The following is a 7217-nucleotide window of genomic DNA, read 5'->3' as shown; positions in this document are numbered from 1 at the left end:
TTTTTGTCCAGATGCGTTTGAAAGCAGGACGCGCCATGATGCTGTGCTGAAGCGCAAAGACGCAAAGCAACGCTAGATTGATAATGAGAGAACCTATGATTGGTCCTTGCACGCCGGAATCAATGGACTTTGGCACCAGAATATTGCCAACGAACCCAATGGAATACAGGAACGTCACCAGAAAAATGACGTAGGCGGCGACGCCGTAAATGAATGTAATTGAGCGGCCCATGGCGAACTCCTTTCAATGCGAAATCACCCGAAAAACAGGCTTGGCATCATGATGAGTGGATGGAGCGCTCGGAGATACTTCGTATTCTGTACTAAACCACTACAAAATCCGTAGTAGTCATGCAGCCCTTCGACGCAGTATGCTTATCAAATGAGCAATAAAACGACGAACGCATCAGGTAGCCTTTGCCCAGCAATGGCATCCGCAGACATATTGGGGGACAAATGGACCCTACTATTGCTACGGGAGATGTTTCTAGGAACCACGCGTTTCGGCCGATTTCAAAAGGCGATCCCTCGGATGTCTCCCTCGATCCTGAGCAAACGGCTGAAAACGCTGGAGGCGGCCGAGATCATCATTCGAAAGGCTGCGCCAACCGGACAGGCTACTGAATATAAGCTTACGCGCTCTGGTCGCGAACTTGGACCCATCGTCGAAAACATGGCCGTCTGGGGTATGCGGTGGCGCAAACGCAGTATCGCGGCGCAGGATTGTGATGTTGGCGGGTTCATGTGGGATTTTCATCGAACTTTGAATACAGAAAGCTTGCCGGACGGGGAAACCGTGATCCTTGTGCAAATATCCGACCGTACTGTTCTCAATTCATGGTGGGTGATTGCAAATGGAGATGCGGTCGACCTATGCCCCGAGGACCCGGGTCATGAGGTTGATGTCTACCTCACGGCAACGCTCGCAAATTTGATTGCGCTTTGGTTGGGGAATGTGGGTTTGCAGGCGGCGGTTGATGACAAAACCATCTATTTGGATGGGCCGAGGCATCTGATAAATACAGCGCAGGACTGGATGGCGCAGTCTCCACTTGTTGGGGTCAGACCTGCTTCTTCGGCTTGATGATTTTTCTTGTCCAGCCTTAATCCCTAACTGTTGGTCGAAAGCCGACATTCGCTGCGCAGCAGAAAATCGGCAATTTGGGCTCAGAGCAGCCATCGACCGTTTGTCATCTTGCCCCAATACATACATTTTCCCAATCGAACTGTCGCAAAATGGCTTGCACGAAACCCGTGCACCCTTAAGCTCCCTCAAAAGGGAGGCCACCAATGTCCAGCGATCCACTTCTCAGCCCATATCAGCTAAAGCACCTGACCCTGAAAAACCGGATCATGACAACGAGCCACGAGCCCGCCTACCCCGAAGACGGCATGCCCAAGGAACGCTATGCCGCCTACCACGCCGAACGCGCCAAGGCCGGTGTTGCTTTGGCGATGACTGCCGGTTCCGCTGCCGTGTCCAAGGACAGCCCGCCGGTGTTCAACAACATTCTGGCCTATAAAGACGAGGTGGTACCGTGGATCCAGAACCTGACCGACGCCTGCCACGAGCATGGCTGTGCGGTGATGATTCAGCTGACCCATCTGGGGCGGCGCACGACGTGGAACAAGGGCGACTGGCTGCCTTCAGTGTCGTCCTCCAAACACCGCGAACCGGCCCACCGTGCATTCCCCAAACTGATCGAGGATTGGGACATCACCCGCATCATCACTGATTTCGCCGATGCCGCTGAACGGATGCAGGCCGGTGGCATGGACGGCATCGAATTGCAGGTTTACGGCCACCTGTTAGATCAGTTCTGGTCACCCCTTACCAATGATCTGACAGGCCCATACGGGGCCGATACATTGGAAAACAGGATGCGGTTTCCGATGGATGTGATCAGCGCCATTCGCAAGCGGGTGGGCAAGGAATTCATCGTCGGGCTGCGTTATACGGCGGACGAGGCGCAAAAGGGTGGCATTACGGCGACCGAGGGGCTGGAGATTTCCAAACGGCTGGCCGCAACTGGCCAAGTGGATTTCCTGAACGTGATCAAGGGGCGCATCCACACCGACCCCGCCATGACTGATGTGATCCCGGTGCAGGGCATGCCAAGCGCGCCGCATTTGGACTTCGCTGGCGCGGTCAAAAAGGCCACCGGCATGCCAACCTTTCACGCCGCTAAAATCCCCGATGTGGCCACGGCCCGCCATGCCATCGCCTCGGGCCTGCTGGATATGGTCGGCATGACCCGCGCCCATATGGCCGATCCGCATATCGTGCGCAAAATCATCGAAGGGCGCGAGGTTGATATCCGGCCTTGCGTTGGCGCGACCTATTGTCTGGACCGGATTTATCAGGCAGGCGATGCCCTGTGCATTCACAACGCCGCCACGGGCCGCGAACTGACCATGCCGCATGACATTCCGGTGGCTGCGGACAAGAAGAAAATCATCATTGTCGGCGCTGGCCCCGCGGGTCTGGAAGCCGCACGTGTGGCGGCTGAACGCGGCCATGATGTGACCGTGTTCGAGGCCGCCGCTGACCCCGGGGGTCAGGTGCGCCTGACCGCCCGCAGTCCACGCCGCAAGGAAATGATCGGTATCATTGACTGGCGCATGGCCCAATGCGCGGCCCGCGACGTGGAATTCCGATTCAATACATGGGCCGAGGCCGATGACGTGGCGGCGCTTGCCCCCGATGTGGTGATCATTGCCACCGGCGGCATGCCCAACACCGAGCTGTTTGAGGGGGCAGATCAGGTGGATGTTGTCAGCTCGTGGGATATCATTTCGGGCGATGTGAAACCTGCCGAAAATGTGCTGATCTATGATGAGGCCGGCGACCACCCTGCCCTGCAAGCCGCCGAGATCGCGGCCCAATCCGGCTCACACGTCGAAATCATCACCCCTGATCGCACCTTTGCCCCAGACATCATGGCGATGAATCTGGTGCCCTACATGCGCAGCCTGCAAGACAAAGACGTGACCTTCACCGTCACCCGCCGCCTGCTAGGGGTAAAACGCGACGGCAACCAACTGACCGCCATGATCGGCACCGATTACAGTGACCATTCCTATGAAAAGCAATACGACCAGATCGTGCTGAATTACGGCACCCTGCCGCTGGATGATCTGTATTTCGATCTGAAACCAGCCTGCCGCAACGGGGGTGCTGTGGACCATGATGCCCTGATCAAAGGGCAGCCACAAACGATCACCCGCAACAAGGACGGGGCGTTCCAGCTATTTCGCATCGGCGATGCGGTTTCGGCCCGCAACACCCATGCCGCCATTTATGACGCGTTGCGGTTGGTAAAGGATATATAACCAAGGGTGCTTACCCTGATACATAATCGCAAGCTGCTGTGGCGAACTCAGTCCATAACGCCTTGTGCTCCATCGGCACCTGAACCCATTCGCGCATGGCACGACCTTTGCCAGACGGGTCAAACAGGATGGCCCCCTTCAGGGCCAATGCGCGGGTATGGGTTTCGCCCTGCAATTTAAACACCATCGCCTCTTGGAAAAAACTGCAAAACGCCTTGCCGCCAATCTTGAAACACGGTTTGCCAAACATCTGGCTTTGCACGCTATTCGGAACTCCTGTCCCAACCTTGATGTATTCCGCTTCTGCATCCGACATATCACGCACTCCCTAGGGCTTGGTTACATCATGCCCGTAAATCCAGTCAAATTTCTTCATCGCCAGTGAAGGTGCAAGCCGACTACCCAACCGCAACGCCGTATGTGCTGCAAACCGAACAGGGCCAAATGACAGGTGGTAATTACGTGCGTTTTTGCTGGCGGCCTCTATCACTTTGCTGGCCCGCGCATGGCGGCGGCTCTGATAGGCAGCAAGCCCCGCTTCAACACTGTCAGCCTTGTCCAAAGCATCCCCCAGAACCCACGCATCTTCTAGCGCCATCACCGCCCCTTGCGCCATAAACGGCAAGGTCGGGTGCGCTGCATCGCCAAGGATCGCCACGCGCCCCTTGTGCCAATGTTCAGCCACCGGATGGCGGAACAGGCCCCATAAATATACCTTCTGAACCCGCGCCAATAGCGATTGAACTTCAGCTCCAAAATCGACGAATGCGCTGCGCAGGTTGTCAGGGTCATCTTCAAAGTTCCACCCCTCGGCAGCCCATTCATCACGCTCCTGAACCGCCACGATGTTCAGCATGGTGCCGCCCTGCAGTGGATAGATCACCAGATGCCGCCCTGCCCCCATGAATACCTTGGCCACGGGTGGTTCCCCCCCGACAGCCGGTAACACAGTGCGCCACGCCACTTGGCGGGTGAAAAACGGCTTGCGCACCCCGTTCAGGGCCACCCGCACATTTGAATGCAGCCCGTCCGCGCCGATCAGCAGTTTGGGTTTTATCACCTCGCCATGCGTCATATGCACCTTTGCACCAGCATTGGTCAGCGTCACATCCTGAACCTGTTGCAGCAGGCGGATTTTCACCCCCGCCGCGCGGGCCGCTTCGGCCAGCACATTGACCAGATCGGCGCGATGCACGAAATAATATTCCTGATCTGCGGCGAACCGCTGGAAATCCAGCCCGAACACCGGCTGACTGTTGGCACCGTTCAACAATTGAACCCCCTGCGCACGAACCGAACAGGCGGCCAATGCATCGCCCGCCCCCAGTGCGCGCATCACCGCAAACCCGTTTGGCCCGATCTGTAGACCCGCGCCCACCTCGGTTATTGCCTCGGCCTGCTCCAGAACCGTCACCTTGGCACCGCGCTGTGCCAGTGCGGTGGCCGCCGCCAGCCCACCAATCCCGGCACCCAGCACACAAATCTTTTGTCCATCCAAGGCCATCCAAACACTCCAAAATCAAAAAGGCACCGAAGCGAAACTGCTCCGATGCCTTAAGTATTCTAGTTCACAACCATAGTCGTTGATCTACACCTATGTTTAGTCGTTGCGGTGCACTTTTTCGCGCCGCTCGTGGCGTTCTTGTGCCTCTAGCGACATAGTGGCGATCGGGCGTGCATCCAAACGCTTCAGCGAAATCGGTTCGCCGGTTTTGGAACAGTAACCAAATTCGCCCTCGTCAATCCGCCGCAAAGCCTGATCAATTTTGCTGACCAGCTTGCGTTGACGGTCCCGTGTGCGCAATTCCAGCGCACGGTCGGTTTCCTCGGATGCGCGATCCGCGTCATCGGGGATGTTGCGCGTGCCATCCTGAAGTTGTTCGATGGTGTCTTTGCCATCTGAAACAATATCATCTTTCCACGCGGTTAATTTGCGCCGGAAATACTCCAACTGACGGTCGTTCATGAACGGCTCGTCTTCTGCTGGACTATAATCATCGGGCAAGAAAATTTCGGCTTTCATACCTGCTCCCTCTTGCAATCCTTCAGCCGTCGCATCACGCATATTTGACCTCCGGTACCCTCACCTGTGGCTCATCTATTCCAATCCCGCACCATTGTCACGCCCCATTCTCACCTGCTTGATACAAAGTGAACGAACGGGTAGGTAATACATGAACCAAACCAGACAGGCCCAAGCAAACACAATGAAATTTACATCGACCGATACATATGTTGCCACCGATGATCTGACCGTCGCGGTAAACGCCGCCGTCACGCTGGAGCGCCCCTTGCTGGTCAAGGGCGAGCCAGGCACAGGCAAAACCGAACTGGCACGCCAGATTGCCGATTCTTTAGGGCTGCCGATGATTGAATGGCACATAAAATCCACCACCCGTGCGCAACAGGGTCTGTATGAATATGACGCTGTCAGCCGGCTGCGTGACAGCCAGCTGGGCGAGGAAAAAGTGCACGATGTGGCCAACTACATCCGCAAAGGCAAGCTGTGGCAGGCGTTCGAGGCGACGCAAAAAACTGTGCTGTTGATTGATGAAATTGACAAGGCCGACATCGAATTCCCCAATGACCTGCTGCAAGAGCTGGATAAGATGGAATTTCATGTTTACGAAACTGGTCAAGTGGTGCGGGCCGATATCCGCCCGATCGTGATCATCACCTCGAACAACGAAAAGGAACTGCCCGACGCATTCCTGCGCCGCTGTTTTTTCCACTACATCCGGTTTCCCGACATGGACACCATGCGCAAAATCGTCGAGGTGCATCACCCCGGGATCAAAGACGCGCTGCTGACCACGGCACTGACCCAGTTTTACGAGCTGCGCGAAACGTCTGGCCTAAAGAAAAAGCCATCAACCAGCGAGGTGCTGGACTGGTTGAAACTGCTGCTGGCCGAGGACTTATCAGCCGAAGATTTGAAACGCGACGGGGCGAATGCGTTGCCCAAACTGCACGGCGCCCTGCTGAAAAACGAGCAGGATGTGCATTTATTTGAACGGTTGGCGTTTATGGCGCGCGGCCAGCGGTAAGGCGCTAAAATTTAGGCTTGCAGGTGCCTGCATCATAATCGGCCTGATCGCACCATGCCCAGTCCACACGCCAGTTGGTTGTGGAACCACATGCCTCGGACAACAGCGGATCGGCCTTTGAGGCCCCGGGTTTTAGGGAAAACGCGCCAAGGTCTGTGGTATAACAGCCCCCCCCAACGGTGCGGTATTGGACAAATACCTCGTTTTCGCATGTGCTGGTAAAGGTATCGGATGGGCCGTCATACCCCACACAGGCGGACGCACCACTTGCAGCCATGGCAAAGAATGCCACACTCACAGCTGATAATTTCAACATCTGTTCTCTCCAAACAATGGTGTGACTGTCCGGCGTCCTCGGAAAATCACATGACGTCAATGTAGGGGGTCGGCAGGCCAACTTCAAGGACAGTCAATATCATGTGCCGCTACGTATTGTTTTTCTATATTTCCCTAGGCATAGTCCCCTTTCACCCACTACAACGGCTAAATTAATACGAAAAAGGCAAATAACCACAATGTCCAGCCAGCCAGACCTGATCATCCGTCCGCTAACCGCGCAGGACGAAGCCGAATGGCGCCGCCTTTGGTGCGCCTATCTGGAGTATTATGAAACCACGGTGCCCGAGGAAATATACATCAGCACATTTGCCCGCCTATTGGGGGATGATCCGCAAGATTTTAACGGGCTGGTCGCCGAACTGGAAGGCAGGTTGGTCGGGCTGACGCATTACCAGTTTCACCGCCACGGCTGGAAAATCGAAAACACCTGTTACCTTCAGGACTTATACGCCGACCCTGATGTGCGTGGCCGTGGTGTGGGCCGTGCCCTGATCAATG

9 protein-coding genes are annotated in these 7217 nt (G+C 55.9%); 4 read left to right on the top strand and 5 right to left on the bottom strand.

Features of this window, described 5'->3' with window-relative positions; translation table 11 throughout:
• Nucleotides 1-232, bottom strand: a 232-nt coding sequence (locus ACWB12_RS13190; protein WP_479530555.1) for a hypothetical protein, incomplete at its 3' end; no start/stop codon positions are given.
• Nucleotides 233-382: 150 nt separating this feature from the next.
• On the opposite strand from ACWB12_RS13190, the gene ACWB12_RS13185 reads away from it, so the two are divergent.
• Together ACWB12_RS13185 and ACWB12_RS13180 are read left to right on the top strand one after the other, a co-directional pair.
• Nucleotides 383-1084 carry a winged helix-turn-helix transcriptional regulator gene (locus ACWB12_RS13185; RefSeq protein ID WP_479530554.1) on the top strand — a complete coding sequence of 234 codons (702 nt, stop codon included), beginning with the start codon at nucleotides 383-385 and terminating at the stop codon, nucleotides 1082-1084.
• Nucleotides 1085-1290: 206 nt separating this feature from the next.
• The gene (locus ACWB12_RS13180; protein ID WP_479530553.1) at nucleotides 1291-3333 is read left to right on the top strand and encodes an oxidoreductase; all 2043 of its coding nucleotides are present in this window, start codon (nucleotides 1291-1293) and stop codon (nucleotides 3331-3333) included.
• A gap of 10 nt (nucleotides 3334-3343) precedes the next feature.
• Here ACWB12_RS13180 and ACWB12_RS13175 read toward each other — a convergent pair whose 3' ends face one another.
• The 3 genes from ACWB12_RS13175 to dksA all read right to left on the bottom strand — a co-directional run bounded on the left by ACWB12_RS13175 (nucleotide 3344) and on the right by dksA (nucleotide 5356).
• The gene (locus ACWB12_RS13175) at nucleotides 3344-3649 is read right to left on the bottom strand and encodes a hypothetical protein (protein WP_479530552.1); all 306 of its coding nucleotides are present in this window, start codon (nucleotides 3647-3649) and stop codon (nucleotides 3344-3346) included.
• A gap of 12 nt (nucleotides 3650-3661) precedes the next feature.
• On the bottom strand, nucleotides 3662-4837 hold the full coding sequence (locus ACWB12_RS13170) for an FAD-dependent monooxygenase (RefSeq protein WP_479530551.1): 1176 nt from the start codon (nucleotides 4835-4837) through the stop codon (nucleotides 3662-3664).
• Between the two features lie 96 nt (nucleotides 4838-4933).
• Nucleotides 4934-5356 carry an RNA polymerase-binding protein DksA gene (gene dksA, locus ACWB12_RS13165; RefSeq protein ID WP_479530556.1) on the bottom strand — a complete coding sequence of 141 codons (423 nt, stop codon included), beginning with the start codon at nucleotides 5354-5356 and terminating at the stop codon, nucleotides 4934-4936.
• Between the two features lie 184 nt (nucleotides 5357-5540).
• Between dksA and ACWB12_RS13160 the strand changes: the two genes are divergently transcribed.
• On the top strand, nucleotides 5541-6380 hold the full coding sequence (locus ACWB12_RS13160; RefSeq protein WP_479530550.1) for an AAA family ATPase: 840 nt from the start codon (nucleotides 5541-5543) through the stop codon (nucleotides 6378-6380).
• Between the two features lie 4 nt (nucleotides 6381-6384).
• On the opposite strand, the gene ACWB12_RS13155 is transcribed toward ACWB12_RS13160, so the two are convergent.
• Nucleotides 6385-6696 (bottom strand): hypothetical protein, encoded by a 312-nt coding sequence (locus tag ACWB12_RS13155; RefSeq protein WP_479530549.1) that lies wholly within the window; start codon nucleotides 6694-6696, stop codon nucleotides 6385-6387.
• Nucleotides 6697-6895: 199 nt separating this feature from the next.
• Here ACWB12_RS13155 and ACWB12_RS13150 point away from each other — a divergent pair.
• Nucleotides 6896-7217 (top strand): N-acetyltransferase family protein (locus ACWB12_RS13150; protein WP_479530548.1); only part of this gene is annotated, 322 nt, incomplete at its 3' end.

The sequence above is a fragment of the Profundibacter sp. genome, from assembly GCF_056498605.1.
This window is presented reverse-complemented; position numbering and strand designations above follow the sequence as displayed.

Bases quoted from the DNA above. Each gene is read 5' to 3' on its own strand.
- dksA (WP_479530556.1), bottom strand. From the start codon at position 5,356: ATGAAAGCCGAAATTTTCTTGCCCGATGATTATAGTCCAGCAGAAGAC.
- ACWB12_RS13170 (WP_479530551.1), bottom strand. From the start codon at position 4,837: ATGGCCTTGGATGGACAAAAGATTTGTGTGCTGGGTGCCGGGATTGGT.
- ACWB12_RS13180 (WP_479530553.1), top strand. From the start codon at position 1,291: ATGTCCAGCGATCCACTTCTCAGCCCATATCAGCTAAAGCACCTGACC.
- ACWB12_RS13160 (WP_479530550.1), top strand. From the start codon at position 5,541: ATGAAATTTACATCGACCGATACATATGTTGCCACCGATGATCTGACC.
- ACWB12_RS13175 (WP_479530552.1), bottom strand. From the start codon at position 3,649: ATGTCGGATGCAGAAGCGGAATACATCAAGGTTGGGACAGGAGTTCCG.
- ACWB12_RS13185 (WP_479530554.1), top strand. From the start codon at position 383: ATGAGCAATAAAACGACGAACGCATCAGGTAGCCTTTGCCCAGCAATG.
- ACWB12_RS13155 (WP_479530549.1), bottom strand. From the start codon at position 6,696: ATGTTGAAATTATCAGCTGTGAGTGTGGCATTCTTTGCCATGGCTGCA.